Here is a 658-nt window from a genome sequence, read left to right on the forward strand (position 1 = left end):
TTCAGTTCTGGCCGGTTCAGATAACCCCGAGTTAATCCCGCTCCGCCTATGTATAGTTCCCCACTCACCCCTTTTGGAGCTAGCTGACCTGATTGCGTTAACACATAAAGCTGGGTATTGGCTATTCCCGTGCCTATGCTCGCCCGCCCCTTAGCTGTTCGCAATTTATAGGTGGAATAGGTGGTATCTTCTGATGGCCCGTATAGGTCATACACAGAGCTAAAACCAGCCTGATATAGGCTGTCAACCAAGTCTTGCTTTAATGCTTCTCCCGCCAGATTTATCGTTTTTAATTTTACTGGCAGCTTTTTCCCAGAAAGTAAAACCTTAGCCGCCGAAGGCACCGTGTTGACTAAAGTAACCTTGTCTAGGGCATCTGTCTCAAAGAAGTTAAGAATATTCTTAACTATCAAAACCGAACCTCCGGCGGCCAGAGGTGCAAATATTTCAAAAATCGACAGATCGAAGCACATGGAAGTTGAAGCCAGCACGCACCCTAAGGTTTCTCGGCTATAAAAATCCAACGCCCAGGCCAATAGAGCTGCAGTGTTTCTGTGCTCGACCATAACCCCCTTGGGTTTCCCGGTAGAGCCTGAGGTATATATCACATACGCCAGATGCTCAGCGCATAATCCCACAGATGATACCGACAGATTAT

General features: G+C 47.3%; 1 protein-coding gene. It reads right to left on the bottom strand.

Annotated features, from left to right (window positions below; translation table 11 throughout):
• The coding region (locus EXT47_RS23625; RefSeq protein WP_306419085.1) for an AMP-binding protein at positions 1 to 638 on the bottom strand (638 nt) is incomplete at its 3' end.
• Positions 639 to 658: the final 20 nt, after the last annotated feature.

The sequence above is a fragment of the Pseudoalteromonas sp. CO342X genome, from assembly GCF_004208915.1.
Classification (GTDB): domain Bacteria; phylum Pseudomonadota; class Gammaproteobacteria; order Enterobacterales; family Alteromonadaceae; genus Pseudoalteromonas; species Pseudoalteromonas maricaloris.